The 25,882-nt window shown below is 64.5% G+C and carries 26 protein-coding genes; 9 read left to right on the top strand and 17 right to left on the bottom strand.

Annotated elements, in window-relative coordinates; all coding sequences use genetic code 11:
* On the bottom strand, positions 1 to 349 hold a 349-nt coding region (locus F6S12_RS13085), incomplete at its 3' end, for a cation:proton antiporter (protein ID WP_315868962.1).
* Between the two features lie 218 nt (positions 350 to 567).
* Here F6S12_RS13085 and F6S12_RS13080 point away from each other — a divergent pair.
* The 6 genes from F6S12_RS13080 to F6S12_RS13055 all read left to right on the top strand — a co-directional run bounded on the left by F6S12_RS13080 (position 568) and on the right by F6S12_RS13055 (position 4,868).
* Positions 568 to 1,662: an acyltransferase family protein gene (locus F6S12_RS13080; RefSeq protein ID WP_015636519.1), complete on the top strand. Its 1,095-nt coding sequence runs from the start codon at positions 568 to 570 to the stop codon at positions 1,660 to 1,662.
* 36 nt (positions 1,663 to 1,698) lie between these two features.
* A complete protein-coding gene (locus F6S12_RS13075; protein ID WP_053153057.1) occupies positions 1,699 to 2,670 on the top strand; it encodes an acyltransferase family protein in 972 nt (323 codons plus the stop codon).
* Between the two features lie 69 nt (positions 2,671 to 2,739).
* A complete protein-coding gene (locus F6S12_RS13070) occupies positions 2,740 to 2,976 on the top strand; it encodes a glutaredoxin family protein (protein ID WP_011062501.1) in 237 nt (78 codons plus the stop codon).
* Between the two features lie 114 nt (positions 2,977 to 3,090).
* Positions 3,091 to 3,537: a S24 family peptidase gene (locus F6S12_RS13065; protein ID WP_011062500.1), complete on the top strand. Its 447-nt coding sequence runs from the start codon at positions 3,091 to 3,093 to the stop codon at positions 3,535 to 3,537.
* A 40-nt stretch (positions 3,538 to 3,577) separates the two neighbouring features.
* The gene (locus F6S12_RS13060; protein ID WP_011062499.1) at positions 3,578 to 3,898 is read left to right on the top strand and encodes a hypothetical protein; all 321 of its coding nucleotides are present in this window, start codon (positions 3,578 to 3,580) and stop codon (positions 3,896 to 3,898) included.
* Positions 3,899 to 3,977: 79 nt separating this feature from the next.
* Entirely contained in the window at positions 3,978 to 4,868 is an 891-nt protein-coding gene (locus tag F6S12_RS13055) for a pseudouridine synthase (protein ID WP_015636516.1), read from the top strand.
* Between the two features lie 73 nt (positions 4,869 to 4,941).
* On the opposite strand, the gene F6S12_RS13050 is transcribed toward F6S12_RS13055, so the two are convergent.
* Positions 4,942 to 5,163: a YgdI/YgdR family lipoprotein gene (locus tag F6S12_RS13050; protein WP_015636515.1), complete on the bottom strand. Its 222-nt coding sequence runs from the start codon at positions 5,161 to 5,163 to the stop codon at positions 4,942 to 4,944.
* 242 nt (positions 5,164 to 5,405) lie between these two features.
* On the opposite strand from F6S12_RS13050, the gene moaB reads away from it, so the two are divergent.
* Both moaB and glp read left to right on the top strand, forming a co-directional pair.
* Entirely contained in the window at positions 5,406 to 5,945 is a 540-nt protein-coding gene (gene moaB, locus F6S12_RS13045; protein WP_015636514.1) for a molybdenum cofactor biosynthesis protein B, read from the top strand.
* A 22-nt stretch (positions 5,946 to 5,967) separates the two neighbouring features.
* A complete protein-coding gene (gene glp, locus F6S12_RS13040) occupies positions 5,968 to 7,155 on the top strand; it encodes a gephyrin-like molybdotransferase Glp (protein WP_172682020.1) in 1,188 nt (395 codons plus the stop codon).
* Positions 7,156 to 7,200: 45 nt separating this feature from the next.
* On the opposite strand, the gene F6S12_RS13035 is transcribed toward glp, so the two are convergent.
* From F6S12_RS13035 to F6S12_RS12975, 13 genes are all read right to left on the bottom strand, one after another.
* Positions 7,201 to 7,455, bottom strand: coding sequence for a hypothetical protein (locus F6S12_RS13035; protein WP_011062495.1), 255 nt, complete (start codon positions 7,453 to 7,455; stop codon positions 7,201 to 7,203).
* 127 nt (positions 7,456 to 7,582) lie between these two features.
* Positions 7,583 to 8,509, bottom strand: a complete 927-nt coding sequence (locus tag F6S12_RS13030) for a glycosyltransferase (protein WP_011062494.1) — start codon at positions 8,507 to 8,509, stop codon at positions 7,583 to 7,585.
* 16 nt (positions 8,510 to 8,525) lie between these two features.
* Positions 8,526 to 9,941 (bottom strand): lipid II flippase MurJ, encoded by a 1,416-nt coding sequence (locus tag F6S12_RS13025; RefSeq protein WP_315868961.1) that lies wholly within the window; start codon positions 9,939 to 9,941, stop codon positions 8,526 to 8,528.
* A 9-nt stretch (positions 9,942 to 9,950) separates the two neighbouring features.
* Positions 9,951 to 10,772: an acyltransferase gene (locus tag F6S12_RS13020; RefSeq protein ID WP_015636510.1), complete on the bottom strand. Its 822-nt coding sequence runs from the start codon at positions 10,770 to 10,772 to the stop codon at positions 9,951 to 9,953.
* The gene (locus F6S12_RS13015; RefSeq protein WP_015636509.1) at positions 10,769 to 12,187 is read right to left on the bottom strand and encodes an O-antigen ligase family protein; all 1,419 of its coding nucleotides are present in this window, start codon (positions 12,185 to 12,187) and stop codon (positions 10,769 to 10,771) included. Before F6S12_RS13015 ends, F6S12_RS13020 begins: the two co-directional genes overlap by 4 nt.
* Positions 12,187 to 13,287: a glycosyltransferase family 4 protein gene (locus F6S12_RS13010; RefSeq protein WP_041119357.1), complete on the bottom strand. Its 1,101-nt coding sequence runs from the start codon at positions 13,285 to 13,287 to the stop codon at positions 12,187 to 12,189. Before F6S12_RS13010 ends, F6S12_RS13015 begins: the two co-directional genes overlap by 1 nt.
* Positions 13,278 to 14,495, bottom strand: coding sequence for a glycosyltransferase family 4 protein (locus tag F6S12_RS13005; RefSeq protein WP_015636507.1), 1,218 nt, complete (start codon positions 14,493 to 14,495; stop codon positions 13,278 to 13,280). The genes F6S12_RS13010 and F6S12_RS13005 overlap by 10 nt, the downstream gene beginning before the upstream one ends.
* A 2-nt stretch (positions 14,496 to 14,497) precedes the next feature.
* A complete protein-coding gene (locus tag F6S12_RS13000; RefSeq protein WP_315868963.1) occupies positions 14,498 to 15,793 on the bottom strand; it encodes a cellulase family glycosylhydrolase in 1,296 nt (431 codons plus the stop codon).
* Positions 15,783 to 16,979 (bottom strand): glycosyltransferase, encoded by a 1,197-nt coding sequence (locus F6S12_RS12995; RefSeq protein ID WP_315868960.1) that lies wholly within the window; start codon positions 16,977 to 16,979, stop codon positions 15,783 to 15,785. Before F6S12_RS12995 ends, F6S12_RS13000 begins: the two co-directional genes overlap by 11 nt.
* The gene (locus F6S12_RS12990; RefSeq protein ID WP_011062486.1) at positions 16,979 to 18,973 is read right to left on the bottom strand and encodes an LPS biosynthesis protein; all 1,995 of its coding nucleotides are present in this window, start codon (positions 18,971 to 18,973) and stop codon (positions 16,979 to 16,981) included. Before F6S12_RS12990 ends, F6S12_RS12995 begins: the two co-directional genes overlap by 1 nt.
* Positions 18,974 to 18,991: 18 nt before the next feature.
* Positions 18,992 to 19,768, bottom strand: a complete 777-nt coding sequence (locus tag F6S12_RS12985) for a polysaccharide biosynthesis/export family protein (protein ID WP_011062485.1) — start codon at positions 19,766 to 19,768, stop codon at positions 18,992 to 18,994.
* A 68-nt stretch (positions 19,769 to 19,836) separates the two neighbouring features.
* Positions 19,837 to 21,294, bottom strand: a complete 1,458-nt coding sequence (locus F6S12_RS12980) for a mannose-1-phosphate guanylyltransferase/mannose-6-phosphate isomerase (protein WP_053153037.1) — start codon at positions 21,292 to 21,294, stop codon at positions 19,837 to 19,839.
* On the bottom strand, positions 21,295 to 22,728 hold the full coding sequence (locus F6S12_RS12975; protein WP_011062483.1) for an undecaprenyl-phosphate glucose phosphotransferase: 1,434 nt from the start codon (positions 22,726 to 22,728) through the stop codon (positions 21,295 to 21,297).
* 440 nt (positions 22,729 to 23,168) lie between these two features.
* On the opposite strand from F6S12_RS12975, the gene yegS reads away from it, so the two are divergent.
* A complete protein-coding gene (gene yegS / locus F6S12_RS12970; protein ID WP_011062482.1) occupies positions 23,169 to 24,068 on the top strand; it encodes a lipid kinase YegS in 900 nt (299 codons plus the stop codon).
* A 1-nt stretch (position 24,069) separates the two neighbouring features.
* Here the strand turns inward: yegS and F6S12_RS12965 are convergent, their stop codons facing one another.
* Both F6S12_RS12965 and F6S12_RS12960 read right to left on the bottom strand, forming a co-directional pair.
* A complete protein-coding gene (locus F6S12_RS12965; RefSeq protein ID WP_011062481.1) occupies positions 24,070 to 24,729 on the bottom strand; it encodes a response regulator transcription factor in 660 nt (219 codons plus the stop codon).
* On the bottom strand, positions 24,726 to 25,619 hold the full coding sequence (locus F6S12_RS12960) for a sensor histidine kinase (protein ID WP_011062480.1): 894 nt from the start codon (positions 25,617 to 25,619) through the stop codon (positions 24,726 to 24,728). The genes F6S12_RS12965 and F6S12_RS12960 overlap by 4 nt, the downstream gene beginning before the upstream one ends.
* Between the last annotated feature and the right edge of the window lie 263 nt (positions 25,620 to 25,882).

Genomic DNA, 25,882 nt, shown 5'->3' with positions numbered 1-25,882 from the left:
CGGTGCCGAGCATCAGCGCTGCGGTCAGGGGCATGCCGAACAGGGCCAGGAGGACCCCGAGGATCAAGCCGGTGCACAGCACTTGCAGGCTGCCCAGGCCAAACACCACGTGGCGCAGGGCAAGCATCTTCGACAAGGAGAACTCCAGGCCCAGGGAGAACAGCAGGAATACCACCCCCAGTTCCGCCAGGTCGGGCAGGTCCTCACTGTCGTTGACCCAGTCCAGCGCAGTGGGGCCGACCATCAGGCCCACCGACAGATAGCCCAGCACCGGGGGCAGGCTCAGGCGCCGGAACAACGCAATCACCACCAGCGAGGAGGCAAGAATGATCAGCAGATTGGCAAACAACGGGCATCTCCGGACAGGGGGCGGGCAAGGCAAGCCTAGAGGCAAAAAAGGCGCGAGGATTACCCGGGCCGCAGAGAGTGACGCTGATTCAGGTCATTGTTTGTCGAGAATGTCTCATATTCATGAGCCTTCGCTATGCTCAGAAACTGTCGATAAAGGCGGTGCCCGGGTGACGGGGTTATCCACAGGACCCTGCCAGTGAGGTGTCGGAGAGGTGTATGGAGCGTCTGTATTCACTGCAAGGGTTGCGGGGCGCCGCGGTGTTGGGCGTGGTGCTGTTCCACATGATGTCGGTGGAAATCAAGTATTCGGGCGGTGACATCCTGCTGCCGGTCATGCTGAATTTCTTCCAGCTCGGGGTCGACCTGTTCTTTGTCATCAGCGGCTTCGTGATGGTCATCGTCAGTCGTGGGCGCTTTCAGAAAACCGTCGAGACCCAGCGCTTCCTGTTCAACCGCCTGTCCCGGATTTACCCCACCTACTGGCTGTATTTCTTCATCACCCTGGGGGTGTATCTGTGGCAGCCGGCGCTGGTGAACAGCTCCCACGGCGGCTCCAACCTGTGGATGTCCTTCCTGCTGCTGCCCAATGACCGGGTGCTGCTGGTGATGGTGGCCTGGTCGCTGCTGTTCGAGCTGTGGTTCTACCTGATGTTCACCCTGTTCCTGTTCTTCAAGGAAAAGCGCCTGCCGCTGATCCTGCTGCTGTGGGCGGTGGCGCTGGTGCTGTTCAACCTGCTGCAGAACTGGCAGGACTATTCCCCGGCGCTGAAGATCATCCTCCATCCCTACGCCCTGGAGTTCATTGCCGGCAGTGCCCTGGCGCTGTTCTTCTACGGACCCCATAGCGCCAGGGTGCCGACGGCGCTGGTCTGGGTCGCGCTGGCGGCGGCTCTGCTGGTGGGGTTTCCGCTGATCTACGCCTACCAGCTGTTCTTCACCGAGGGCTTGCCGAGGATGCTCGCGGTGGGCCTGACCTTCGGTACCCTGACCCTGTCCCTGGCCTTGCTGGAGCGGCGGCAACTGATCCGTATGCCAGGGTTTCTTACAGCCACCGGTGATATGTCCTACACCATCTATCTATCCCACTTACTGGTGCTGGGGGTCGTCGGCCGGGCCTGGCAGGTGATCGGCGCCTGGCCCGAGAGCTATGTGGATAACCTGGCCTTCATCGTGCTGATGATGACGGCGGTGGTCTGCTATGGCTGGGTTGGCTATCACTTTTATGAAAAGCCGATCCTCGATCGTGCCACGGCCTACTGCAAGCGCCGGTTCAGTACCGCCCCCCGTCGCAAACACTACGATCCGGTGTAGTCGTCCGGTCCTTCCTGCTTACTCGGGTAGCCATCGATGCCGAAAGTGCTCAACGCAAACCTCGACGCGCTGAAAGTCCTGCTGGCGGTGATGGTGGTGGCGCTGCACTGCAAGCTGCTGGGGGGCAATTACACCTGGGTCGGCTACTTGCTGTGCAACGGCCTGTTCCGGGTGGCGGTGCCGACGTTCTTCATCATCAACGGCTACTACCTCTTCCAGACCCTGGAGAGCGGCCACTCCTTCGCCCAGTGGTTCAAGCGCGGCCTTCTGCTCTACCTGTTCTGGATGCTGGTCTACAGCCCGCAGTACATCGACCCGAGCACGATCGCCAGCCTGGGCGGGGTGCTGGGGGTCGTGAAGAAGCTGCTGATCGGCTATTTCCACCTCTGGTACCTGGTGGGCATGCTCGGCGGCGCAGCGATGCTGCTGGTGCTGCGTCGCTGGCGTTCAAGTGCGCTGATCGGCCTGGCCCTGACGGCGTTCCTCATCGGTCTGGGCCTGCAGTACGCGCGGGTCTACTACGAACTGCCCAACGGCTTTCTCCAGCACTTCAATCAGAACGACTACACCGCGCGCAATTTCCTGTTCATGGGCTTCCCGTTCATGGCCATCGGCTTTCTTTGTGCCCGGCATCGCTTGGCAGAGCGGCTCAGCCGGCGCGGGGTGTGCTGCTGGCTAGTGCTGGGGTTGGGGCTGATCCTGGCCGAGGCGGCGCTGAACTTCGCCCTGCGCGCCGATGTAGAGCAGAATTTCGACTTCCTCGCCTCGTTGCTGGTTATTGCCCCGGCCCTGTTCCTGTTGCCCCAGGTGTACTTCCGGGCCTCCCGGAGCAACTTCGCGGCCAAGCTGTCTTCGGCGGTGTATTACGTGCATCCCTGGTTCATCTTCGGCGCCTTGTCCCTGGGCATGGCCTATGGCAACGGCATGGCCGGGCTGGTCCTGCTGCTGGCCTTTGGCGTTGCGCCGCTGTTGATCATGGCCAGTCGCCGGGTCCGTTTCATTCTCTGAGGGCGCTTGGTCGACGGCTTTTTCTCTCGGGCCTAGAATAGGCACCTGTTCTTTTTTGGTTGCCCAGTCATGCCCCCTGAATGCCAATTGTTCGGCACCCTTGGATGCCACCTGTGCGAACTGGCCGAGGCCGAGCTGATGCCCCTGGTGGAGCACGGCCTGATGGTCGAACTGGTGGATATCGCCGACAGCCAGCAACTGTTCGACAGCTACGGCCTGCGCATCCCGGTACTGCGCCGGGTGGATACCGGCGCCGAGCTGGGCTGGCCCTTCGACGCCGAGCAAGTGGTGGCCTTCCTGCGCTGATGCACCAGGGGGGGGGCGGGCAGGGTTTCCGCCCGTCGCTCATCGTGCGAATTCATTGGCGAGAGCTCTCGATTGGTTTACTGTATGCATATACAGCTATCGAGGAGTCTCGCCATGTCTCTCACTTTCCTGACCGGTACCGAACGCTCGCAACCGATGCCAGCCCGCTTTGCGCCGCTGGGTGACAGCGAGCCTGCCGCGTTGGCCGATGGTCCCAGCGGCAGCGGTTTTTCCCTCGACCGGACCCTGGGCCTGGGCGCGCCGCAGATCCATGGCCTGCTGGTGGACGATGACAACCTGCTGGGGTTCGGCATCTACCCCGGTGACCGGTTGATCGTCGACCGCTCGGCCACTCCGGCGGTCGACCAGTACCTGGTGGTTCGGGCCCAGGGCGCCAGCGAATACTCGCTGCGCCTGCTGGCGCCCGATCCTCGTGGCGGCTTGCTGCTCAAGGCGGCGCGCCCTTCAATCCCCTCCATCGTTCTGGATGACCTGGGCTCGATCGAGATCTGGGGCGTGGTGTTGTGGGTGGTCAGTTATGTGGGGCGCAAGCAGCCCTGATGAGTGTGGTGGACGCTTCAAACCGTTAAAGGAATAGATGATGGTCAATGTCGAACAACTGAAAAACAGCGTGAACAGCATGCCCACCGATGTGGTGCGTGAAGCGGTGCTTGAGCTGCGCCTGGACGGGTTGGTCACCGAAGGCAAGACGCCTTTCAACAAGCTGCACTTCAACACCTGCTTTGCCGAGATCGAAGCCTTGTTCCAGCGTGCGGGCTACCACCGGCAACTGGACGTGGTGGGTTATCAGGGGCTGTTGTACGCCCTCTACGATCCGGGCCGCTGGGAGGCGGTGGATGTATTGCGCTGGCTCAAGGAGTTCACCGAGGCCGCGGCCCAGGCCAAGCAGTCCTGCGCCTGAAACCTCGCAAACTGTTCCTAGGTTCCTTGTGGCGGCTGTTGGATAATGCCGCCCTGCATTGATCCTTCGAGCTTTTTGTATGTCATCCGCACCTTTTTCCGCTGCACAGCATCAGGCCAGTACCCTGTACCTGCCCCCGGGCTCCTGGGCGACGGTGCTGGATTGTCTGTGTGATCACTTCAAGGCCATCAGCCGCGAGCAGTGGCTGGACCGTATCGCCCGTGGCCGGGTGCTGGACGGGCAGGGCCAGCCCATCAGTCTGGAGCTGGCCTATCGCGAAGGCTTGAGGATTCACTACTTTCGCGAGGTGCCGGATGAAAAGGTGATTCCGGTCGAGGAAACCATCCTCTACGCCGATGAGCATCTGGTGGTGGCGGACAAGCCGCACTTTTTGCCGGTGACCCCGGCAGGAGAGTACGTCGAGCAGACGTTGCTGCGGCGCTTGATCCGGCGCCTGGGCAACCCGCACCTAGTGCCCCTGCATCGTATCGACCGGCATACGGCTGGGCTGGTGCTGTTCTCCGCGAACCCAGACAGTCGCTCGGCCTATCAGGCGCTGTTTCCCACCCGCAAGATAGAAAAACGCTACGAGGCGATTGCCGCTGCCTTGCCGCAGTTGAACTTTCCGCTGCTGCACAAGAGCCGGCTGGTGGACGGTGAGCCCTTCTTCCGCATGCAGGAAGCGCAGGGGCCAAGCAATACCGAAACAGCCATCGAGGTCAGGGAGAAACACGGCGAGCTGTGGCGTTACGCCCTGTACCCGGTCACGGGCAAGAAGCACCAACTGCGGGTGCATATGAATGCCCTGGGAGCGGCGATCTGCAACGATCCCTTTTATCCCGAGGTGCTCAAGGACATCGAGGACGACTATGCCCGGCCGCTGAAGCTGCTGGCCCAGGGGCTGCGTTTCATCGACCCGTTGAGCGGGCAGGAACGCGAGTTCGCGAGCCGCATCAGCCTGCAGTGGTGAATACCCCAGGCGCAGAAACAATAAAACCCGCACCAGGCGGGTTTTATTGTTTTCAGGTCGACAACCGTCAGGCTTACAGCTCTTTGACGGTACGGACCTGATCCTTGTTGATGCGAGTCTGCTTGCCGTCCAGCTGTTCAAACTCGTAGAAACCGGAATCCTTGTCGTATTTAGGGGTATCGACGGCCTGGATTTCGCGACCGTCATTCAAGGTGATCACTGTCGGCGAGGCGCAACCGGCGAGAGTGGCCAGGCCCAGTGCGAGCATGAGAGTGGCGAGGGTCCGTTGAGTCATTGTGTGTCTCCGAAATGAGTACTTTTGAGTGCTGGTCTTCAGACGTATACAACGTCTGCAAGTTCCTTGGCCAGGGACATTCTGCCACGTTGCCGGGCAGATCGCAGGCGTTCGCCGCGGCAGATTAGCCGAGTTCGCAACAGCGTCTACCCACTGGGGGCTATTGCCGAGGCCACAGCGGCGGCAGGCCGGAGCGCTGTGATATAACAACGGGCTGTTTCTCCTACCTTTGGATCGAGCCTATGAAAGCCAAGGCTGATGTACCTTTTGCGCCGCTGAACATTGCGGTACTGACTGTCAGTGATACCCGCACCCTGGAAACCGACACCTCCGGGCAGGTCTTTGTCGAGCGCCTGGGCGCCGCCGGCCATCGTCTGGCGGCACGGGTGCTGCTCAAGGACGATCTGTACAAGATCCGCGCCCAGGTCGCGACCTGGATTGCCGACGACGTGGTGCAGGTGGTGCTGATCACCGGCGGTACCGGCTTCACTGGCCGTGACAGCACCCCGGAAGCCGTGGCCTGCCTGCTTGACAAGCAGGTCGACGGCTTTGGCGAACTGTTCCGGCAGATATCGGTCGCCGATATCGGCACCTCCACTGTGCAATCCCGGGCACTGGCAGGGCTGGCCAATGGCACCCTGGTGTGCTGCCTGCCGGGTTCCACCAATGCGGTGCGCACCGGCTGGGACGGCATCCTCGCCGAACAGCTGGATTCGCGGCACCGGCCGTGCAATTTCGTTCCTCACCTGAAACAGGCGGCACCCTGTGAATCCCGCGGGTAAGCCGGGCAAGCAGGGCGCCCTGATGCCGGTGGAAGAGGCATTGGAGCGCCTGTTGGCGATGGCCGGTTCGGCCCCCATCCTCGAGCGTGAGCGCTTGCCGTTGGCGGCGGCTCAGGGCCGGGTGCTGGCCGAGGCGCTGATCTCCAGCCTGGACCTGCCGCCCTGGCCCAACAGCGCCATGGACGGTTACGCCCTGCGCCTGGAGGACTGGCGGGGGGAACCCCTGCCGGTCAGTCAGCGGATCTTTGCCGGTCAGGCGCCTGAGCCACTGCAGCCCGGGACCTGCGCGCGGATTTTCACCGGTGCGCCGGTGCCGGCCGGGGCGGACTGCGTCGAGATGCAGGAAAACGCCCAGGTCCAGGACGATCAGCGCGTGCTGTTTAGCGAACCTCTGCAACTGGGTCAGAACATTCGCCCTCAGGGCCAGGAAACTACGGTGGGCGAGCAGGTGCTCGCGGCTGGCACTCGCCTGGGACCGATCGAGCAAGGCTTGGCTGCCTCCCTGGGCTGCGCCGAGCTTGAAGTGGTGCGCCGGGTCCGGGTGGCGGTGCTGTCCACCGGTGACGAACTGGTGGAACCTGGCCAGCCCCTGGGGCCGGGCCAGATCTACAACAGTAACCGGGTGGTGCTGTGCAGTTGGTTGCAGCGCCTGGGCTGTGAGGTGCTGGATGCGGGAATCCTCCCTGACGATCTGGCCGCGACCCGCCAGCGCCTGGCGGAACTGGGGGAGGTCGACCTGATCCTGTCCACCGGTGGTGTCTCGGTGGGAGAGGCGGACTTCCTGGGCATCGCCCTGCGCGAAGAGGGCGAGTTGGCCCTGTGGAAGCTGGCGATCAAGCCCGGCAAGCCGTTGACCTTCGGCCATTTTCGCGGTGTGCCGGTGATCGGCCTGCCCGGCAATCCGGCATCGACCCTGGTGACCTTCGCCCTGCTGGCGCGCCCCTACCTGTTGCGTCGCCAGGGCGTACAGCAGGTGCAGCCCCTGAGCTTCCAGGTGCCGGCGGGTTTTGTCTGGCCCCAGCCCGGCAATCGCCGCGAATACCTGCGGGGGCGCCTGGAGAACGGGCAGGCGATTATCTACCGCAACCAGAGCTCGGGCGTGTTGCGCAGTGCGGCCTGGGCCGAAGGGCTGGTGGAGGTGCTTGAAGGGCGGACCCTGGTGCAGGGCGATCGGGTCAACTTCATTCCCCTGAGTGAAGTGCTGGATTGACCCCGGCAGCGTGGGCCCGGCTGCCACCGGCCCGCGCCGAGCGGTTTAGCGCAGCAGCAACAGCAGCAACAGGCCGAAGCGGCTGTGCAAACCCCAGGTCACCAGGCCCGCCAGCAGTGCAGCGGCCAGTACCGCCCTGGCCAGGCGCTTGAGCCACGACAGGTGCCGACAATGACGCGGCAGCGGCTGCGAGGAAAGAGGCAGGTCGAGCTCCCGGGGGGAGCGGGTGGCCCCCCAGGGCTGGCCCTGCAGATGCTTGAGCGGTGATCGCGCTTGCGGATAAAACTCCTTGTCTTTCATGACGGTGCACTTCCTTGTATGAGGCGTCAGTGCCTGACATGCACAGTCACTGATTGGCCCCGCAGGGTCAATTCAGGTGATTCTCTTTCTTCGGTCAGAAAATTCACTTTAGGCCTGGGGGCTCGGTTCAGGCATAGGGGCTGTCCCAATAGCGCTTGTACATGCCGAGCTTTCTTTTCAGGCCCAGGGGCAGGTAGCGCTCCTGCTGGCTGAGTTTGTAGGCGAAGAGCTTCACCGCGTTGCGCAGCAGCGACCCGGGCCACTGCCCCAGGCGTCCGGGGCCGAGGAAGCGCAGTTCGGACTGGACGTAGCGCAGGCCTTCGCCACCGGCGCCACCGAAGGCTTGGCGGATCCAGGGTTCCCGGGCATGGAATACGCCAATGTCGAAGTAGCGGCGGAACTCCTCCTTGAGGCTGTAGTTATGGGAGTGGCGGCAGCAGGCGCTGCCTTCATAGGCAACCTTCCAGCCGGCCAGCAGCATCTTCGCGCCCACATACATGTCCTCGGACAGGATCACGTGGTTGGGAAAGCCGCCGACCTGCATCAGCGCCTCGCGCCGGTAGGCGGAAAACGAGTTGGACATGAAGGCGGTCTTTATCCCCAGTGCCGGCACATCGGCCAGGCTTTTCACCTGGGAAGTCGGCGGGTAGTTGAACAACCGCGCATGGCTGGCCAGGGGGCTGGCATCGAGGTGCGGCAACTGGCGACCGCATACTGCTCCCACTTGCGGGTCGGCGAAGGGCGCGACGATGCGGGCGAGACCTTCGGCATCCTCCAGGTAGGCATCCTGGGTCATGAACACATAGAGGTCGTAATCGGCGTTGCGCTCCACCATCAGTTGCCGGGTGCCGCCGTGGTTGAAGTCGCGGCTGTCGATGCGCAGCACATTGGCGCAGCGTGCCAGCGCCAGCTCGTAGGTACCGTCGCTGGAGCTGGAGTCGACGATCAGGGTATCGAAGGGCGCGCTCTGGATTTCCAGAGAATCCAGCAGCCGCGCCAGGTCCTGGCAACCGTTGTAGGTGGGAATCACACAGGCCACGCGTAGTGTCGACATTGTCCAAGCCTCCGGTTCAGGTCAGGTTCTGGCGCCAGGGCCGCAGCCAGGCCGCGAGGATCAGCAACAGCAGCAGGCCGCAGGCGCTGCTCAGGCCCAGTTGCCACCAGATCGAGGTCAGCGGATGCAGGAACAGCGCCGCCAGGGCCATGCCACCCAGGCCGATCAGCCAATGACTGCGCCAAGGCACCAGCCCCAGCAACTGCTGGCGGCGCATCAGCAGCAGGCCGGTGAGGATCACCCCGCAGATCGCCGCCAGGGCGATGCCGATCAAACCGAGGAGATACGGCAGCGCCGCCAGCAGCAGGGCATTGAGCAGGCTGCCGGCCAGTTCGCAATTGAGCGGCATGCGGGTGTCGCCGGCGGCATAGGCGTAGCGCGCCAGCAGGGCGTTCCAGGCGCCGAACATCAGCGGTACCGAGAACCAGGCCAAGAGCTCCGGCAAGGGGCTGTCCGCCGCTTGATTGGGCAGCAGCAGGTGCACCAGCGCGGCGGCGGCGCCAATCAGCCCGACCACCGCAGGAATGGTCAGTAGGGTGGCGCTGCTCAGGCCTTTGCGCAGCAGGTCCAGGCGCTGTTCGCCGGAGCTGCCGCTCATCAGCCCGAGCAGCACCTGGTTGAGGCTCATCAGGGCGATCAGCGGCAGGTTGATCAGCTTGCGTGCCAGGTTGATCCAGGTAACCGCCCCTTCACCCAGCAATGAGGCCGCCATGCGCTCCAGCAGGGCCAGGCCCTGGCTGGCGAGGTTGCTGCTCAGCAGCGGGCCGATGCGTTGCAGCAACTCGCGCCCGGCCCCGGGCGCGGCCTGCATGCGCCAGGGCCGCCAGCCATCGCGCAGCAGGCTCGGCAACAGCACCGTTGGCATCAGCAGGCTGCCGAGCACACAGGCCGCGGCCAGCCCGGTGGGGGTGGCGGCATGGTGCAGGCTCGCCAGGTAGATCACTGGCGGCAGGTTGAACAGCAGCGAGCCCAGGCCCGCCAGGACAAAGCGGGCGCGAGCCTGCAGAGGGACGCAGAACAGGCCGTGGAGAATGAACCCCGGCGCGCACCAGGCCAGCCAGTGCAGGCCGCCGCTGGCCAGGGCATAACCGTCGCTGCCCAGGCCGGGGCCGATCAGGCGTACCCATAGCGGCGCGCCGAGGCTCAGCAGCAGCGCCAGCAGCAGCCCACACAGCAATAGGCGGGGGGCCAGGGCACTGAGCCAGGCCTGTTGCTCCCCGGCCGAGCGCTGCTGGTACAGCGGCAGCGCGGCGGCGCTCAGCAGGCCCGCAGCCAGGGCCATGCGCAGGGCCTCGGGCAGGAACATCGCCACCAGGAAACCATCGCTCTGGCCACCGGCGCCCCAGGCCGCCACCAGCAGCCATTCCCGGGCAAAGCCGGCGGCCAGCCCGGTCAGGGTGGCCAGGGTCAACCACAGCGTCGCGCCGAACATGGGCCGGGCTTAGTGGAACAAAGTGAACAGGCCTTTGCCGCCCACTTTGTAGTTGAGGTTGCGGCAGCGCTCGCCCTTGATCGCCGCGTCCGGCCCGCTGACGATGGCGTAGGGCGGTACCGGCTTGGACACCACGGTCTGCCCGCCGACCACCGCGCCTTCGCCGATCTCGGCGCCAAACGACAGCAGGGCGCGGCTGGCGATCCAGGCGTAGTCATGGATGTAGATCGGCCCGCCTACCGCCCAGAATTCCGGCTCCTTGAGGTCGTGGCCACCGGCGATGATCAGCACATGGGAGGCGATGGTCACATGGTCGCCAATGATCAGCCCGCCCCGGGCGTCCAACTGGCAGTGCCAGGCCACGGTACTGTCCTGGCCGATGCGCAGGCTGTCGACACCCAGCACCTCGGTATTGCGCCACACCGTGGAGCCCTTGCCGATCTTCGCGCCGCCAAGGCGCAGCCAGAACAGGCGCAGGGTGTGGCTGGGGATCTTGCAGATGAGGATGTTGTAGATCTGCTCCCAGACCCGCAGCATGCGGTCGCGCAGGGTCGGCCAGTTGATTCCGTACATGGGAATCAGCGCCCCCTTGAGTTCGCGGCCCAGCAGTTTGTAGAAGCGCCGGGGCAGGGGCGGCTCGATCTTCGATTCGATGTTCAGGTAGCTGATGTAGGTCAGCACGTTGCCCTTGAGCGGTTGCTCGAACACGACATCGTTCTCCAGCATCCACTGATAGGCCGCCTCCAGTTCTGCAAGGCTCACCCCCATTTTCTGCGCATAGTCAGGCAAGGCCTGTTTCAGGTTCTGCGAGTGGAAGAGGCGATGTTTCATGGCTGGATTCCTGAGGGTGGGGAGTCTGGAGTAACCCTGGGCGCCGCAGCGCCGGCCTTGAGTCGCAGGCGTCTGGCTTCATGCAGGTTCAGGCCCAGCAGCAGCCAGAACAGGGCGATCAACACCTGGGTGAAGCTGAAGTAATGGTCGAACAGGCCGCTGATCAGTGCGGCGCTGAGGCCGGCGCCGCTGCCCAGCCAGAGGGCGTTGTCCCGATTCAACTGGATGGCCACCCCGGGAACCCGGGTTTCCCGCCACCAGCTCCAGATCACCGCGACGAACAGCAGCATGCCGGGCACGCCGATCTTGTAGATGTAGTTCAGCCACAGGTTGGAAATCCCCCACAGGCCGGTGCCGGGCACGGGTGGGTCGACCTTGAAGCCGATGCCGAAGGGGAACATCGCCATGGCGGCGGGGAAATGCGAGTACTCGTCGACCCGCACGCTGGTGCTGGCATCGTTGGAGGTGAACAGGGTCAGCAGGCGGTCCTGCAAGGGCGGATAGGACATCAGCAGCAAGGCCCCGAGAACGAAGCCACCCATCAGCATGCGCCCGGTGTAGGGCACCCGCTGGCGGGCCATCCAGATCAGCACGATCAGCAGGCTGAGCAGGGCTCCGCGAGAACCGGAGAGCAGCAGCCCGGCGGCCCCCAGCAAGGCCACCGCCAGGCCGAGGTTACGCTGCCAGCCGCTGCGGGTCAGGCCGAAACAGAAGGCCAGGGGCAGCAGCAGGGCCATGGCGCCGCCGGTGACGTTGGGGTGCATCCACGGCGAGCCCATGCGATTGGCCAGGGCGCTGAGGCTGTCGCCCAGTACCGCGATGCCGCCGTAGCCGAGCTTTTCGAGGATCGGGGTCATGGCCGTGGCGCTGCCGTTCTTCAGAAACACCGGGATCGACAGCAGCAGGAGCAGCAGGGTCCCCAGCAACAGGCCACAGACCAGTTGCTCCCGGGCCTTGGCTTGCTGCAACAGGCGCCGCACCAGAAACAGCGCCGAGAGGTTGAGCAACCAGCGGACCCAGTTCACCGGGCCATTGCCATCGGCGTTCACCGTCACCTGGCCGATGATGAAGGGCAGGGCACTGAAGGCCATCAGGGCCAGCAGCAGCTTCTCGGTACGCAGCAGCCTGGGCGGCCGGGGCAGGTTGGAGAACAGCCCCTGGGCCAGGATGCTGGCCCAGACCAACAGCAGCAGGGCTTCGGAGACGGTGGTGCGCAGGCCGATCTGCACCGTCGAATAGGGCAGGAAGGTCGCCAGTACCGCGAACAGCAGCAGCCCGCGCATGGGCTGGCGGACCACGGTCACCGCCGCTGCGATGCCGACCATCAGCACCAGCACCTTGAGCGCTGGCAGCAACCAGATCAGCACGCCGAAAACCAGGCCGAAGATCAGCGCCAGCGGCAGGGCGATGGGCATTACTTGAGCTCCTCGAGCAATTCATTGAAGCGCTGGCGATAGGCATCCTCGGCGTAGCCGGCCGCCCAGGCCTTGAGGGGGGCGGGGTCTTCCGGCGGGGCGCTGGCCAGTTGCACCATCAACTGGCTCAGCGCGGCGCTGTCGGTGGGCGAGAAGCGTGGGCTGCCCGCCGGGGTGATCTCGTCCAGGGCCGAGCCGCTGGCCACCGCCACCGGAGTGCCGACACTCAGGGCCTCGATCACCGGCAGGCCGAAGCCCTCGGCGTAGGAGGGCTGCCACAGGCGCTGGGCCTGGCGGTACACCCCATGCAACTGGCTGTCGCTGAGGTCGCTGAGAAAGTGCAGGCCATGCACGGCGCGCAGCTCGCTGGGCAGGTGTTCCGGTGCGCCGATCAGCACCAGTTCCGGTACATCCGGGGATTGCTGGCGTGCGGCCTGCCAGGCAGCGACGAACCAGGGGATGTTCTTGCGCGGCTCGCGGGTGCCCACCGCCAGCCAGTAGCGCTCGGGCAGTTGCAGGTCGCGGATGTCGGCGGGTTCGCCCTGGAAACCGGTAACCAGGTTGGGCAGCACCCGGACCTTGTCCCGGGCCTGGGGAAAGAGCTTCACCAGTTCGTCGGCGGTGTACTGCGAAGGTGTCCAGATGCGGTCCGCCTGCTTCACCGAGTGGCCGATGGAGAGCTTGTCGGTGAGGCCATAGACCCGCTCCTTGAGCCGCGAGCCATGGCTGTTGGTCAGGGTCAGTTGGAACAGGTCATGCAGTTGCAATACATAGCGCAGGTTCTTAGGTTTCCTGCCCAGGGGCAGGCCCATGTTGAAGTTGCAGATGTACAGCTCCACCTCGGCCTCACGCAGGGCCTCGGGCAGAAAACCGCCCTCGAAGCGCAGCCGGTTCGGCAGGCGATGCACCCCCTGCAGTGGTGCGCCCCACCTGGGGCAATGCACCCGGCGGCGCAGCGGATGGTCTTCCGGGGCGACGCCGAACAATTGCAGGCTGACCTGCGGATTGGCGCGCAGGGCGTCTTCCAGTGCCAGGTTCTGCCGGCCGATACCACTGTTGCTGTAGCCCGCGGCGGGGCGGTAATCCAGACCTATGCGCATACGGACACTTCTTCTTTGTCAGAGGGGAGTTGGTGATAGACCGCTTCCAGCTGGGCCGCGGCGGCGCTCCAGTCATGGTGGGCCAGCACGTAGTCGCGCCCGGCGGCGCCGATGCGTTGCAGGCGCTCGGGGTCGGCCAGGGCCTGGGCGAGAATCTGCGCCAGGGCCCCGGGGTCTTCGCTGCCCAGGTAATGCTGGCCGTTCTCTACCTGCAGCCCGGAGCTGCCCTGGGCCGTGGTAACTACCGGCAGGCCGGCGGCCATGGCCTCCAGGACCTTGAGCTTGGAGCCGCCGCCCTGGCGCAGCGGGGCGAAGAACAGCGCGGAGCGCCGTTGCAGGTCCCGCAGGTCGGGGACAAAACCCTGCCACTCGATGCGCGGGTCGGTCCAGCGCTGGCGGAAACTGTCCGGCAGGGCGTAGCCGCAGATGGCGAAGTGCACCTCGGGGTTGATGGCCCACAGGCGCGGCAGTATCTCTTCCAGGGCCCATTGCACCGCATCCAGGTTGGGGCTGTATTCGTAGTTGCCGATAAACAGCAGGCGCTGGCTGCCAAGGTCCGGTTGCACCGCGGCGTAGTGCCCGCAGTCCACGCCGTTGACCACCACCGCGGCCGGTTTGCCACTCAGCCGGGCCAGGGTCAGGGCGTCCTGTTCGGTCACCGCGATGACCCGGGCCGCCTGCTGGAACACCCGGCGTTCCCAGCGCCGGTAGCGCCATTGGTCGTAACGGGTAAAGGGTTTCGACCAGGCCGGCAGGCGGTCGTAGCTGGCGGCACCGAGGGCCGACTCGACGTTGTGTTCGGTGAGGATGAACGGGCGCTGCAATTGCTTGAGCGGCTGTTCGAAGGGCTGGAAGCTGTAGCTGTGCTCGATCTGGATCACGTCCCAGGGTTCCTCCAACAGCTCGCGAAAACGCTGTTGCAGCGGCGCGGCCAAACCGTTGACGTCGGCCAGCATGGGGTAGGGCGCGAACAGCACCGAGAACAGGGTCTTGAGGCTGCGCAACGGCCGCCGCGGCAGCACGATCAGGCGTTCCAGCCAGGGCTCCAGGGCCGCGCGGGTGGCGTCGTCCAACGGGGTTTTCGATTGCACCAGCAAGGTGATGCGGTGCCCGCGGGCGGCCAGGGCCCGCAGCAGGTGGTATTGCCGGGTCTTGCCGCCGCTGGTGGCGGGCCAGGGCAGGTAGGGCAGGGTCCAGAGGATTTTCATGCTCACCACACCAACAGTTGCAGGCTGGTTTTCAACGGCACGCTCAGGCCCGCTTGCCCGCTCAGCTCGGTGCGGGTGCCGGTCAGCGGATCATGCAGCGTGGCCGCGTTGAGCCCGGGAACCTGCAGGCTGGCGCCGCTGGCGCTCCAGAACATCCAGACGTGGGAGCCGTCGGGCCGGGTCCAGGCGATGCTGTACAAGTCGCCCGGGGCGTTGCTCAGGCCGGGGGGATCAGCCGGGGCCAGGCTCGGCCCGGTGGTGTCGAGAAAATACTTGAGGGCGTTGTAGACCGGCTTGGGTTCGCCGGCCAGGTCCACCAGCCCGTAGGACTGGTCGCGGTTGCTGGCGCGGGCATCCAGGTCGCTGAGGTTGAACAGGAAGATCCGCTGGTAGTCCATGGCCGCCATCAGGGCCAGGCGGCGCAGGGTGTAGTCGGCCTGGCCGTTGACGCCGATCATCGCCTGCATTTCCCGGGCTCCGCTGGTGTAGCTCGACCAGCCCCACTCGGTGGCCCAGACCTGTTGCACGCCCTGGCTGTGCAGCGCGTTGTTGAGGAAGTTGCCGCGTACGAGGAAATCCTGGGCCGCGGCATCGTCGCCTTCCGGGAGCTCGGAATAGGGGTGGTAGGCGGCAATCAGGTTTTCCGTGCCCAGGCCCTGTTGCAGCAGGTCTTCGAGCATCAGCCCCGGGGTGCTGCGCATCTGGCTGTAGTAGGCCATGCCCGCGGTCGCTACAGGCTTGTCGGGAATCGCCGCGCGAATGGCGCTGGTGGTGGTCGTGAGCAACTGGTCGTAGGCGTCGGGGTCTTCCTTGGGCAGCCAGACGATGTTGGGTTCGTTCCACACCTGCCAGGTGTTCACCTGGGGATAACGCTGGGCGAGCATTTTCATGCGCTGGGCGAAGACGTTGAAGTCCTTGGGCGGGTACTGGTCGGAAGGGGGCGAGCCGCTGGGCACGTTGGCGGCGAAGGGCGCCGAACCCACCATGTAGGCCAGGACCCGGTACTGGCGACCCTGCATGGCGTTCATTGCGGCGTCCAGGGTGTCCAGCTGCAGGTCATTCTCGCTGGGTTCGATCATGGCCCAGTGAATGGCCAGGCGGACCCAGCTCAGGCCCAGGGCATCGAGCCGGTCCATTTGCTTCTGGTAGACGCCGGGGGTGAAGTACTGGAACTGCGCGTTGACCCCGAGAAAATCCTTCCACACCACCGCTCGCGGCGCGCGCAGGGTGGTATCCGCCAGGGCGTTCCAGGACAGGCAGGCGAGCACCAGCAGGGCAATCGCCGAGCTACGTCGCATAGGCATGGGCCGGGCCTCCACAGGCATCGCTGAACACCCGGGCAAAGCGCTCGGCGGTATGGCTCCAGACCCGCCGGGAGCCGATCACCGCGGCGTGCTCGGCCCAGCGCTCCACCCGTTCCGGGCTGGCGCACAAGTGGCTGAGTTCGGCGGCCAGGGCGGCGACGTTGCCCTGGGGAAAGATCACGCCGTTGTCCTGGGCCACCTCTTCGGCGAAGGAGCGGGCGTCGGAGGTGATGGCGCCGCGACCGCAGGCCACCGCCCAGGACAGGGCGCCGCTGGTCCCCCGCAGCGTGCCCAGGAGCTTGAGCTTGCTCGACTCGCGGTAGGGCAGGACCATCACGTGGTGGGCCTGGATCACCTTGGGAATGTCCGTGGCCGGCAGGTCCAGTTGCCAGTCGATGCTGTCCTGCAGGTTCAGGCGCTGGATGTGCTGGCGCAACTGGTCGAGGTAGCTGCCGGCGCTACCGAAGGCCATTTCCGGTTCACTGCCCCCGGCCAGGGTCAGGCGCATGCGCTCGCGCATTGCCGGTTGCTGGGCGAAGGCCATGGCCAGTGCATCCAGCAGATCCTCGATGCCCTTGCCGCGGTAGATGAAGCCGAAATACAGCAGCCTCAACGGGCTCAGCGGCGGCAGCGGCCGGGCGGGGATGGCCAGGTTGCCGTGGGGGATCACCACCATCTGCTCCGCACGCAACCCCATGCGCTGGCGCAGGCAGGCGCCGCCGGCGTGGGTCAGGGTGATCAGCCGGGTGAGGCTGCGGGCCAGCTGCTTTTCTTCGTGCAGGCACAAGGGGTCGGTCAGTACCGTGGCGATCTGTGGCAGCGGTGAGGGCAGCCGCGTGGCCAGGGACAGCGGCCAGGGCAGGCTGGCCCGGCGCCAGACCAGGCGTTCGGGGTCGTGCACCGTGGCGCTCAGCGGCAGGCTGGGGAAACGCTCGCGCAACGCCTTGAGGGCATGAAACTCCGCCAGCCGGCCACCGCCCAGCTCGGCGTGCACCAGGTCGATCCCCTTCCAGTCACTGTGCGCCACCCGCTCAATGGCGCGTTGCGGGTCGTTGCCCAGCCCGGCCAGGGGCGTGCTGACTTTCAGCCCCAGGCCTTCCAGGGCGGCGCGCAGGTGCGCGGCGTAGTCGGCAATGCCGTTCTGCTCGGGAGGCATGGGTGCCAGCAGGGCAATGTGCATCAGTGGGGGCTCCTGATCCGCGCCAGGAAGTTCAGCACGTTCTCCGGGATGCCGAAGCGCCGGCGGTTGATGATGATGCCGTCGACCCGCTTGAAGGCGGTGGTGAGAATCGACAGGGCGTTTTGCAGCACGGGCACCGTGGTGGTTTCGGCTTCGACGATCAGGGCGATCAGGTCGGCCTCGCGCAGGCTGACGAAGGCTTCCTGGTTGGAGAAGAAGCCCGAGGCTTCCAGCAGGACGATTTCGCCGGGCACCGCGTTGGGTGCGCCATTGACCCGCACCACGTGCCCGCGCTCCTGGAGCAGGTCGCGCAGGTGCGCGGTGACGAAGCTCACGCCTTCGCCTCGGCGTGCCGAGGTCAGGCCGATCACCAGCCCCTGCAGTGCCACCTGCTTGAGGGGCAGGATGCCGTACAGGCGGTAGAGGCTGGCGGTGAAGGCGCTGTTGCGTTGCGGCAGGTGGCTGTCGAGGTCCTGCAGGCTGGTCCAGACCTTGACCCCGAAGCGCTCCTCGATCTGGTCGCCGTCATGGATGCGCTGGTCCAGCAGATAGAAGAAGTACAGCGCCAGCAGGCCCACCGCCAGGCTCAGGGGGATGGCGGCGAGCAGCATGCTCAGGCTTTTGGGAAAGACCCGGCTGGGTTTGAAGGTGGCTTCTTCGATCACCGCGATGTTGCTGATCTGGCTCTGGTCCAGCTCGCGGTCGATGCGGGCTTTCTCGGTGCTGTCGCTGTACAGCGCGAAGCTTTTCTCCGCCGCGCTCAGTTCCCGTTGCAGGCGTGCCAGTTCAGGTTCCACGGCCAGCGCCTGGCGCCGTTCCTGTTCGAGCTTGAGCAACTGGGTTTCCTGCTGGGCGGCCTGGGTCTGCAGGCGGCTGAGGCTGGCCTGCTGGTCGGCGAAGCTGTTCTGCAGGCGGGTATAGACCGGGTTCGGGGCCAGGTTTTCGCTGCGTTGCACAGTGCCGCTTTCCGATTTCAGCAAGGCTTGCAGGTTGGCGATTGCCGCATCCATGGCGCGGACCGGAGGGGCGCCTTCCTTGAAGGTGCGGAGCATTTCCTGACGCTCGATCTGCTTAGCGTTGATCCGCTGCTGCAGGTCCTGGCGGTCCGGGTTGAGGCTCATCTGGCGGCCGATGCTGATTTCTTTCTTCATGCTGTTGAGCTGCTTCTGGATGGTCTCCAGGCCGCTGCGAGTGGACGCCACTGCTCGGGTGGTATTGAGGTGTTCGCCCTTGAGGTTGTTGAGGTTGCGCGAGATATCGTTCAGGCGCTCCTCGATGCTCACCGCCCCCAGTTGGTTCAGGTAGTCGGCGATCTGCTTCTTGTAGCCGAGGATGCGCTGGTTGGTGGCGCCACTTTCGGTTTCATAGAAGGCGTACAGGCTTTTGCGCCCGAGGGTTTGCGCGCGTTCCTGCTGGTACTGCTCGATCCAGCTCTTGACCACTGTCTGGGCCACTTTGGGGTCGTTCCAGGTAAAGCTCACTTCCATCACCGAGGAGCCTGCGGCGTGGGTCACGCTGAAGCTTTTCAACATGCGTTCGGTCAGGCGTTCCACCGGGGTCTGCTTCTCCACCAGGCCCACCAGTTGCAGGGCCCCGCGCAGCAGGTCGACGATGCCTTCCACCGCGCCTTTCACTGCGTTCTTGAGGGTGGCCAGGGCACCACTTGGTTGGGGCTGGCGGGACAGGTCGTCGAGGTACTTTTCCGCCACTTTGCGGGCGATGGGCTCGCCGCCGAGGATGCGCTCCTCATCGATGATCGGATCACGCTGGGCGCTGGGAATCACCACAGCCTGGCGATCGGCGATCTCGATCGGCAGGGTGCTGGTGTCGCGTCCGGGCTTGACCAGCAGCAGGGCGGTGGATTCGAAGCGGTTGGGCAGCAAGAAAGCCCCCAGCACGATGATGATGAAGGTCACCAGGACGGTGATCTTGACCTCGCGCTTGAAGATGAAGAACAACCGCAGCAGATCGCGAAAGGAACGGATATTGATCATAAGTGCTGTCCTTGGCGATCAGTTGGCCGACTGGCGATTGATTTCGTAACTCGCCCCGATGCCGATCGACTTGGTGAACGGAATCAACTGGTTGAGGTACACATCCACCCATTCAATGCCGTTGCCGACGCTGGACTTGGGCACGAACACCACGTCGCCGCGTTGCAGCAGCACCGGCGCGGCTCCGGCGTTGCCGGCGATCATGAATTTTCGGTAGTCGAAAAAGTAGGTCTTGTAGCGACCGTCCTCGCCCTCGCGCAGCAGGGCGATATTGCGGCTGTCGCCCACCGACAGCAGGCCGCCAGCGCCGACGATCGCCTGCTCCAGGGTGGTGGTCACGGTCACCGGCAGGGACGCCGGGTTGCGTACCGAGCCGCCGACGAACACGGTGTTGCCCGGTGCCTGGTTGATGTTCACGGTCAGTGCCGAGTCCTGGTAGATGTTCTTCAGCTTGTTTTCCAGGACCTGGGTCAGTTGCTGCGGAGTCAGCCCCGCGGCCTTGACCTGCCCGGCATAGGGATAGGCGAAGGTGCCATCGTTGAGCACGGTGAACAGCGTGAGTTCGTAGATCGAGTTGGCGGTGAAGGCCGAGATCGATGGCGCCTCACCCGTGTTGCGGACGATGCGCAGGGTGTCCCCCGGGCGAATCCGCTGGGGCGGCAACGGCTGGCCGGCCAGGGCATCACCGGCCCGATGGGCGGCCTCCAGGTCCTGGCTGGGCGGCAGTTCCACCTTTGCCGGAATGGAGCAGGCGCAGAGCATGAGAACACTGGAAATCAGCAGGAGTCTTTTCATCGAGCGGTCTTCCTGGCGTGCATAGTCACAACTCCCTGTCGGGCCAGATTGCTGCTTGGAGCGTCAGTTCAGGTCTTGGCGGCTTCGGCGGGAGCCCGCCCGTAAATGTCGTTGAAGCGCACAATGTCGTCTTCGCCGAGGTACTCCCCGCTCTGTACTTCGATCATCACCAGGTCGATCACCCCGGGATTGACCAGGCGGTGAGTGCGGCCGGGCTTGATGAAGGTCGACTCGTTGGTATTGAGCAGGAATTCGTCCTCGCCATTGGTGACCAGGGCCATGCCGCTGACCACGATCCAGTGTTCGCTGCGGTGGTGGTGCATCTGCAGCGACAGCGAGGCATTGGGCTTGACCATGATGCGTTTGATCTTGAAGCGCGGCCCTTCCTCGAGCACGGTGTAGGTGCCCCAGGGACGGGTCACGGTGCGGTGCAGCTTGTAGGCGTCGTGGCCCAGGCGCTTGAGTTCCTGGGCGATCAGCCTGACGTCCTGGCTGCGGTTGCCGTCGGCCACCAGCAGGGCGTCCGGAGTGTCGATGATGATCAGGTTGTTCAGCCCGACCCCGCCCACCAGGCGCTTGCGCGAGTCGATATAGCAGTTGCTGACATCGTGCAGCACGGTCTCGCCGTTGCACTGGTTGCCATGTTCGTCCGCCGGGGTCAGCTCGCGCACTGCCTGCCAGGAGCCGATGTCGCTCCAGCCCAGCTGGCAGGGCACCACGGCGACTTTCTTCGAGCGCTCCATCACCGCGTAGTCGATGGAGATGTCCGGGGCCTGGGCAAAGCTGTCGCCATCCAGCTCCACTTGCAGTTCGTGCTTGCCCTCCTTGCGGTGGCTCTGCTCCAGGCAGTGTTCGACGGCGCTGACCACCTCGGGCACGAACTCGCGCAGTTCCTGCAGGATCACGTCGGCACGCATGCAGAACATCCCGCCGTTCCACAGGTGCAGGCCGCCATCGACATAACGCTGGGCGGTGGCGGCGTCGGGTTTTTCGACGAAGCGGCTGACCTGGAAGCTGTCCTTGTTCAGGCCCTGGCCTTTCTCGATATAGCCAAAGCCGGTCTCGGCGTGGGTGGGCACCAGGCCGAAGGTCACCAGCCAGCCTTGCTCGGCCAATTGCCGGGCGCTGTCCACGGCGTTGGCGAAAGCCTGCACATCCTTGATCAGGTGGTCGGCGGGCAGCACCAGCAGCTGTGCATCATCGCCATACAGGCGGCTCACGTGCAGGGCGGCGGCAGCGATGGCCGGTGCGGTGTTGCGCCCGAACGGCTCAAGGATGAAGTCCAGCTCCACCCTGGCCTTGTTCAGCAGGCGATAGTCGTCGAGGGTGCGAAAGAACACCTCGCGGTTGGTCACCGTCAACAGGCGGCCGACGTCCTTGAGCGCGGTGGCGCGCACGAAGGTTTTCTGCAGCAGGCTTTCGCCGTCTGGCAGGCGCATGAAGGGCTTGGGCATCGCCTCGCGGGATACCGGCCACAGGCGGGTGCCGGCGCCGCCAGCAATGATGCAGGGAATGAGTGTGCTCATTCAGAAGGCCTCGCGGGTCATGATCACGGACGGAACAGTGCGGAAGAGGATGTACAGGTCGAACCAGACCGACCAGTTTTCAATGTATTCCAGGTCGAACTCGACACGTTTCTCGATTTTTTCCAGGGTATCGGTTTCGCCCCGATAGCCGTTGATCTGCGCCAGGCCGGTGATCCCCGGCTTGACCCGGTGGCGCGAGGTGTACTCCTTGACCGCCTCTTCGAAGAGAATGCCGGCGGCCTTGGTCGCGGTGGCATGGGGGCGCGGCCCGACCATGGACATGCTGCCGCCGAACACATTGAACAGCTGGGGTAGTTCATCGAGGCTGGTCTTGCGAATGAAGCGCCCGACCCGGGTGATGCGCGGGTCGCCCCGGGTGGTCTGCTTTTCGGCATGGGCGTCGGCCATGTGCTGGTGCATCGAGCGGAACTTGTAGACCTCGATCAGCCGGTTGTTGTAGCCGTAGCGCTTCTGCTTGAACAGCACCGGGCCGCTGGAGTCCAGCTTGATCGCCAGTGCCACCAGCAGCATCACCGGCGACAGCAGCACCAGGGCGATGCTCGACAGCACCATGTCTTCCAGGCGCTTGAAGAACGGCGACCAGCCCCGCAACGGCACTTCGGAGGCGTTGAACATCGGCAGGTTGGCGACTTCGGTGATGCGGTTGTGGGCGTGCCGGAAGGCCACCATGTCGGGCACCAGCAGCACGTTCACCGGCAGCCTTCGCAGCTCGCGGATGACATAGGCCATGCGGTTTTCCGCCGACCAGGGCAGCGCCACCAGGACCTGGGTAACCTTTTCCTCGCGGATCAGCCGTTCCAGGTCGCTGGAGTTGCCCAGCAGCGGCAGGTTGCACAGGGTCTTGGGCAGGCGGCCGATGCGGTCGTCGATGAAACCGGTCACTCCGGAGCGGATGTCCTGATGCTGGGCCAGGTATTCGGCCAGGCGCTGGCCGTTTTCCGTGGCGCCGAGAATCACCGCGTTCTGCAGGAACACGCCGCGCTGCATCAACTGCTGGAACAGGGTCAGCAGCACCAGGCGCTCGATGCCGAACAGCACGAAGCTGCCGGCAAACCAGCCGAACAGCTCGGGGTTGCCGATGGTGTTGAACATCTGCATCGAGTGATGCATGAACAGCAGCACGCAAAAGGACGAGGCCCAGGCGAAGAGGGTCAGCTGGAAGCGCAGCTGGTTGCTGAAGATGGATTCGGCGTACACCCCCAGGGCCTGGAAGATCAGCACGCTGATGAGGGCGAAGAACACCAGCAGGGTCAGGTCGCTTTTCAAGGCTTCCTGGCTGTTGTTGGACAGCAGGATCAGCAACAGCCCGGGAAGGATTGCAGTCAGCCCATGAACCACACGGATGCCGAACAGGAAGTACTCGACCATGCTGGGGCGAGTCAGTAACAGGCTGTCTACAGGTTGCAACCGCATAAGATCAATTCCCTCGACCTAAGGCACACCGGTTGACTGGAGAGATCGCGAGGAAGTTCGCAATGTTTGCGACTTCCCATCGTCTGGTCCCGGCACCGAAAAAAGCCACGTCCCTTCATCCCCAGGCGTGGTCGGCATTCAAGTGGGAAAACCGTGCCCTCTGCGTATTCAGGTGGGGCCCCCGGCGCCGGTCAAGGTGATGACCTGCACTTCCTCATCTAAACGACAGGGGTCAGTAAAGCTCATGAAACAACGACCCGCTAATTGAAAGCCGGACCGTGCCGGACGAATCCCTGCCTCCCTGCGGCTAAGCTGCCGGATTGCCGGGGGGCCATGGCCAGACTGCTTCCGGCAAAAAAAAATAAATTCCGACGACAGACTTTTTCTGCGGGCGGCAGGGTCAACATCCTTCATGGAATCCATAACCGGAGTCAGGGCTGATGAGTGAGCGCAAGGCATTGTTGATACTGCACGGCAAACAGGCCCTCAACGAGGAGGTGCGCGCGGCCGTCGAGGCCCGGCGCGCCGCCGGCTGGGACTTGCAGGTGCGCCTGACCTGGGAGGCGGGGGATGCCCAGCGCCTGGTGCAGGAGGCATTGGCTGCCGGCCATACCCGGCTGATTGCCGGCGGCGGCGACGGCACCCTGCGGGACATCGCCGAAGCCCTGGCCAATGCCGACGCCCCGGCCAGCCTGGTGCTGTTGCCGCTGGGCACGGCCAACGACTTTGCCCGGGCTGCCGGCGTGCCGCTGACCCCGGCGGCGGCCCTGGACCTGCTGGATGTGCCGGCGCGGGCGATCGACCTGGGGGAGGTCGGCGGGCAGATGTTCCTCAACATGGCCACGGGCGGCTTTGGCAGCCAGGTCACCGCCAACACCTCGGAGGATTTGAAGAAGGTCCTGGGGGGCGCGGCCTACCTGTTCACCGGTCTGTCACGTTTTGCCGAGCTGAGCGCGGCCTATGGCGAGTTGCAGGGGCCGGGTTTCCACTGGCATGGCGAACTTCTGGCCCTGGGCATCGGCAACGGCCGTCAAGCGGGCGGCGGGCACGAGTTGTGCCCGGGGGCCCTGGCCGATGACGGCTTGCTGGATATCAGCATCCTGCCGGCGCCCCAGGAACTGGTCGGCACGCTGAAGAACCTGCTGGCGGGCGGGTTGGGGATCGACAATCTGTTTGTCCGGGCACGCCTGCCCTGGGTCGAGATCAAGGCGTCCCGAGGCCTGGACATCAACCTCGACGGCGAGCCGCTGCAGGGCGATACCTTGCGTTTCACCGCCCGTCCTGGCGCGTTGCGGGTGCATCTGCCCGAGGATTCGCCGCTGCTGGGAGGCGCCCGCTGAGTCAGTCGTCGAGGCTGATGATGCGTTCGCGCACGGCGAACAGCACCAGCCCGGCAACGTCGAAGATCTGCAGGCGCTTCATGATCTGCGAGCGGTGGGTTTCCACGGTCTTGATGCTCAGGCCCAGGCCCAGGGCGATCTCCCGGGTGGATTTGCCGCGCACGATCAGCCGCAGGATTTCCAGCTGGCGGGCCGTCAGGTTGTGGTTCTGCTCCGGTGGCGGAGGTTGCTTCTGAGCCCGGGTCAGGGCCTGGTTGATCACCGTGTGGGCGATGGCCGGGCTCAGGTAGCGTTCATTGTTGCGCAGGGCCTGGAGGGCATGCTCGAGTTCTGTGGCGGTGGTGTCCTTGAGCAGGTAGCCGTGGGCGCCGCATTCCAGGGCCTGCATGATCAGGGCCGGGTCGGTGTGCATCGACAGGATCAGCACCTTGCTCTGCGGGTGGAGCGCCTTGAGCCGGCGCAGGGCGTCGAGGCCGCCGGTGTGTTTCATCGACAGGTCCAGCAGGATGATGTCCGGATGCAGCCTTTCGACCATTTCCAGCAGGAACGAGCCGTCATCCGCTTCACCGATCACCGCGTATCCGGGAATGTCCATGACCAGGGCACGCACGCCAGCCCTGATGAGCGAGTGGTCATCCACCAAGAGTAAATTACAGGTCAATGTAAAACCTTATTCGTGCTGGCCCGCTCCAGAGTGCGAGGGGCCCAGGGAAAGAGTGCTTCGATCTGTGTGCCTTGGTCGGCCTCGCTGGTGACCTTCAACAGGCCGCCCAACTGACTGATTCGTTCCTGCATTCCGGCCATGCCGCGCTGGCCCTGGGCGCCCGGGTCGCTGGCCGGGGCGAAACCCTGGCCATCATCGCTGATGAACAGCGACAGGCCTTCGGGCAGTCGTTGCAGGCGTACCAGCAGGTTTTTCGCCTGGGCGTGGCGCAGGATGTTGGTCACTGCTTCCTGGGTGATGCGAAACGCTGCGACGGCCATTTCCTCGGGAATGCCCGCCAGGCGCTGGTGGCACTCCAGGCTCCAGTGCACCGAGGTGTTTTCCAGGGTCTTGAGCAGGTGGGCGCGCAGGCTGGCTTCCAGCCCGAGGCTGGCCAGTTGCCGCGGGTTGAGGATGGCGGAGACGTCCCGCACCTTGGCCAGGGTCTCTTCCAGGGTGGTGCCCAGCACCGCGCAATGTTCTTGCAGCTCGTCCGGCAGGCGGCGCTTGAGCCAGTCGGTCTGCAGCTTGGCGGCGGTCAGCAGTTGGCCGATGTCGTCATGCAGTTCACGGCTCAAACGGTGCCGTTCGTTTTCCTTGACCTCCAGCAGGCGTTCGGCGAGTTCCTGGGGCTGGAAGCGGATGGATTTGCGCGAATAACCGTATTGCATCCAGATGCAGGCCAGCGCCGCCACGTTGATGACCAGCAACCCCAGAGGCAGAGGCCGGCCCAGCCAGTAGACCAGCACACTGGCCAGGGTCGAGCAGGAGCACAGCAACAGGCTGAGCCAGCGCAGGTGATCACGGGAGGGGGGCCAAGAGAAGAATGACTTGAGGCTGGCGTACATAGCGGATGGAGCCAATGGATGTTCGCTGCGAAGAGCCCGGTCAAGTATGGATGACGAGGCTTGTTTGGGAAACGGTGCTCTTTGAATACCCGGTTTCAATCAACGCTGTCTGTTCGTGTTGTACAGGCTGAGTAGTAACTGCCGCCATTGGAATCAATGTGCCATTAACTGTGTCCGTTTATGCGCCGCATAATACCACCGAAGATACCGTCGGTCGCGTTTATACGCTCAGTCATATAGGACTTCAGAGTCAGGAACTGGAG

The sequence above is a fragment of the Pseudomonas sp. JV245A genome (genome assembly GCF_032424515.1).
Lineage (GTDB): Bacteria > Pseudomonadota > Gammaproteobacteria > Pseudomonadales > Pseudomonadaceae > Aquipseudomonas > Aquipseudomonas protegens.
This window is presented reverse-complemented; position numbering and strand designations above follow the sequence as displayed.

Bases quoted from the DNA above. Each gene is read 5' to 3' on its own strand.
- F6S12_RS13080 (WP_015636519.1), top strand. From the start codon at position 568: ATGGAGCGTCTGTATTCACTGCAAGGGTTGCGGGGCGCCGCGGTGTTG.
- F6S12_RS13075 (WP_053153057.1), top strand. From the start codon at position 1,699: ATGCCGAAAGTGCTCAACGCAAACCTCGACGCGCTGAAAGTCCTGCTG.
- F6S12_RS13070 (WP_011062501.1), top strand. From the start codon at position 2,740: ATGCCCCCTGAATGCCAATTGTTCGGCACCCTTGGATGCCACCTGTGC.
- F6S12_RS13065 (WP_011062500.1), top strand. From the start codon at position 3,091: ATGTCTCTCACTTTCCTGACCGGTACCGAACGCTCGCAACCGATGCCA.
- F6S12_RS13060 (WP_011062499.1), top strand. From the start codon at position 3,578: ATGGTCAATGTCGAACAACTGAAAAACAGCGTGAACAGCATGCCCACC.
- F6S12_RS13055 (WP_015636516.1), top strand. From the start codon at position 3,978: ATGTCATCCGCACCTTTTTCCGCTGCACAGCATCAGGCCAGTACCCTG.
- F6S12_RS13050 (WP_015636515.1), bottom strand. From the start codon at position 5,163: ATGACTCAACGGACCCTCGCCACTCTCATGCTCGCACTGGGCCTGGCC.
- moaB (WP_015636514.1), top strand. From the start codon at position 5,406: ATGAAAGCCAAGGCTGATGTACCTTTTGCGCCGCTGAACATTGCGGTA.
- glp (WP_172682020.1), top strand. From the start codon at position 5,968: ATGCCGGTGGAAGAGGCATTGGAGCGCCTGTTGGCGATGGCCGGTTCG.
- F6S12_RS13035 (WP_011062495.1), bottom strand. From the start codon at position 7,455: ATGAAAGACAAGGAGTTTTATCCGCAAGCGCGATCACCGCTCAAGCAT.
- F6S12_RS13030 (WP_011062494.1), bottom strand. From the start codon at position 8,509: ATGTCGACACTACGCGTGGCCTGTGTGATTCCCACCTACAACGGTTGC.
- F6S12_RS13025 (WP_315868961.1), bottom strand. From the start codon at position 9,941: ATGTTCGGCGCGACGCTGTGGTTGACCCTGGCCACCCTGACCGGGCTG.
- F6S12_RS13020 (WP_015636510.1), bottom strand. From the start codon at position 10,772: ATGAAACATCGCCTCTTCCACTCGCAGAACCTGAAACAGGCCTTGCCT.
- F6S12_RS13015 (WP_015636509.1), bottom strand. From the start codon at position 12,187: ATGCCCATCGCCCTGCCGCTGGCGCTGATCTTCGGCCTGGTTTTCGGC.
- F6S12_RS13010 (WP_041119357.1), bottom strand. From the start codon at position 13,287: ATGCGCATAGGTCTGGATTACCGCCCCGCCGCGGGCTACAGCAACAGT.
- F6S12_RS13005 (WP_015636507.1), bottom strand. From the start codon at position 14,495: ATGAAAATCCTCTGGACCCTGCCCTACCTGCCCTGGCCCGCCACCAGC.
- F6S12_RS13000 (WP_315868963.1), bottom strand. From the start codon at position 15,793: ATGCGACGTAGCTCGGCGATTGCCCTGCTGGTGCTCGCCTGCCTGTCC.
- F6S12_RS12995 (WP_315868960.1), bottom strand. From the start codon at position 16,979: ATGCACATTGCCCTGCTGGCACCCATGCCTCCCGAGCAGAACGGCATT.
- F6S12_RS12990 (WP_011062486.1), bottom strand. From the start codon at position 18,973: ATGATCAATATCCGTTCCTTTCGCGATCTGCTGCGGTTGTTCTTCATC.
- F6S12_RS12985 (WP_011062485.1), bottom strand. From the start codon at position 19,768: ATGAAAAGACTCCTGCTGATTTCCAGTGTTCTCATGCTCTGCGCCTGC.
- F6S12_RS12980 (WP_053153037.1), bottom strand. From the start codon at position 21,294: ATGAGCACACTCATTCCCTGCATCATTGCTGGCGGCGCCGGCACCCGC.
- F6S12_RS12975 (WP_011062483.1), bottom strand. From the start codon at position 22,728: ATGCGGTTGCAACCTGTAGACAGCCTGTTACTGACTCGCCCCAGCATG.
- yegS (WP_011062482.1), top strand. From the start codon at position 23,169: ATGAGTGAGCGCAAGGCATTGTTGATACTGCACGGCAAACAGGCCCTC.
- F6S12_RS12960 (WP_011062480.1), bottom strand. From the start codon at position 25,619: ATGTACGCCAGCCTCAAGTCATTCTTCTCTTGGCCCCCCTCCCGTGAT.